2 protein-coding genes and 1 pseudogene are annotated in these 1,993 nt (G+C 65.0%); all 3 read left to right on the plus strand.

The genetic code is table 11. The features are described from left to right. The first annotated feature begins 43 nt into the window (after nucleotides 1-43). Nucleotides 44-751, plus strand: a complete 708-nt coding sequence (locus ACYP5B_RS51445; RefSeq protein ID WP_459575220.1) for a VirB8 family type IV secretion system protein — start codon at nucleotides 44-46, stop codon at nucleotides 749-751. A gap of 3 nt (nucleotides 752-754) precedes the next feature. Then, nucleotides 755-1,645, plus strand: coding sequence for a TrbG/VirB9 family P-type conjugative transfer protein (locus tag ACYP5B_RS51450; RefSeq protein WP_459575222.1), 891 nt, complete (start codon nucleotides 755-757; stop codon nucleotides 1,643-1,645). A 24-nt stretch (nucleotides 1,646-1,669) separates the two neighbouring features. Further along, a pseudogene (locus tag ACYP5B_RS51455) lies at nucleotides 1,670-1,993 on the plus strand (TrbI/VirB10 family protein); the annotation flags it as partial.

Genomic DNA, 1,993 nt, shown 5'->3' on the forward strand with positions numbered 1-1,993 from the left:
GCGTTTCGCTGGTTCAATTAGCGGCATCCAAACAGGTGCCCTAATGCCACTGTTCTCCCGCCGCAACGAATCCAAGAAGGTCCTCTCTCCCGCCCCCGGCATGTACGCAGGTGAGGACGTCACGCAGTTCCTGTTCGACCGCACCGCACGTGTGATGGTCGAGCGCAATCACTGGAAGCTGGCCGCGCTGGTGGCCGCCTTGGTGGCGGTGGCGGCAGTGATGACGCGCCAACCGCCCGAGCCGGTCGTGCGCGTGGTCGGCGTGTCGGCCGATGCCAACGGCAAAGCGGTGGCGCGGGAATTGGACGCATACCAGCCTAAGGCGCTGGAAATCCAGGTCGCATTCCGCGACGTGGTCACGCGCATGTTCACGATTGAGCCGGTGCTGACGGCCGAGATTGAGGACTCGCGCATCTTCCAGAATATCAACGCCGTGAAGAAGCAGATGGTGGGCGCCGCGCGCAAGCAGTTCGAGGACTGGCTGGCGGAGGACGCGCCGTTCCGCGCCATCGCGCAAAGCCCAACGCTGGTGCGCGAGGTGCAGGTCACCAACATCGCCTTGCTGCCGGACAACACCGTCGCGGTGGAGTTTGTCACGTCGACCCGCGACGAGGGCACGAAGCCGCGCAAGCAGCGTTATGCGATGACCTTCCGCTACCAGATTGATCCCCCGAAGAGCGACGCGGCCCTCTCAGCCAATCCATTTGGCATCTATCCCGTGTTCTTCAGCATTCAAAAATCCGCCGCCTGAGCTATGTCCCACTCCTTGCGTTCCCGTTTCTCCGTCGTTGGCCTGACAGCGGCCATCTGCCTGATGCTGTCGGCAGGCCCCGGCTTCTCGGCCGACAAGCCCTCGAGGAGGGCGCCGCCGCCGCTGCCTGCACTGGGCATTGGCGACATGGCCGACGCCATGAACCCGATGAATCCGTTTAATGGCGGGGTCGAGCCGGTAGCCTTGCCCGGGGACTCGCGGCTGGTGGTGTTTCCCTACAGCGCGGATCAGATCTTCCGCGTGCTCACCGCCCCGTTGAAGACGACGACGATCGAGTTCGGTCCCGACGAGCAGATCGTGGGCGATCCGGCCTGGGGCGAGAACATCCGCTGGAGCTTTGACACGGACGGCGCGAACCACCTGTATGTAAAGCCGAACGGGCCCGGTCTGGTCAACACGCTGTCGGTCAATACCAACAAGCGCAGCTACGAATTCACGCTGGTGTCCTCGCCGCTGGGCGGGATCTTCTACCAGAAGGTGCGCTTCCGCGTTCAGGCCCCATTCGGCGCCAAGTCGAAGGCGCGCGCCGAACAGGCGGGGGCGCAGGACGAGCGCGATGGCGGCGCGGCGCTGCCCGATGCGGTTGCGGTGTCCCCAGACAAGCTGAACTTCGACTATGGCGTTTCGGGTAGCGCGAGTTTCAAGCCAGAGACGGTGTTTGATGACGGCAAGGCAATCTGGATGCGCATGCCCAAGGCCGCCGACTGGCCGGTGGCGTTGGTCAAGGACGGCAGCGATTACGTGGTGGCGAACTTCATCCGGCGCGGCGATTTCCTCGTGCTGCAGCGTCTGGCCGACGAGGTCGCGCTGCGCTCGGGCGATACGGAAGTGACGGTGCAGCGTGGCAAGCGCCGCATCTTCGGCCTGTTCTGAGCGAGGCGCACCGTGAAGCAGCCAGTGACTGACGTTTCCGACGCGAAGACGCGCCTGACCAGCGGCAAGGTGCCGCGCAACATCGTCACCACCCTCGGCGTGGTGGCGGCGGTGGCGGTGGGAACGCTCGGCTATTTCTACCAGAGCGGCATGGAGTCGGACCAGGCGAAGGAGGCCGAAGCGAAGAAGGCCCAGAAGCTGCAGGAGCGCACCAGCAGCCCGGACAGCGGCGGACTGGACCAACTCATCCGGCAGCAGCAGGAGGAAGCGCGCAGGCTGGCGGCACTGCAGGCGGCATCGGCCACCAAGGCCGAGCCGGCAAGCAAGGCCCCGGTCATGACGGCAAAG

Source organism: Cupriavidus sp. 8B (assembly GCF_054589115.1).

Excerpts from the sequence above, each read along its gene's own strand:
- ACYP5B_RS51445 (WP_459575220.1), top strand. The coding sequence starts at position 44 with ATGCCACTGTTCTCCCGCCGCAACGAATCCAAGAAGGTCCTCTCTCCC.
- ACYP5B_RS51450 (WP_459575222.1), top strand. The coding sequence starts at position 755 with ATGTCCCACTCCTTGCGTTCCCGTTTCTCCGTCGTTGGCCTGACAGCG.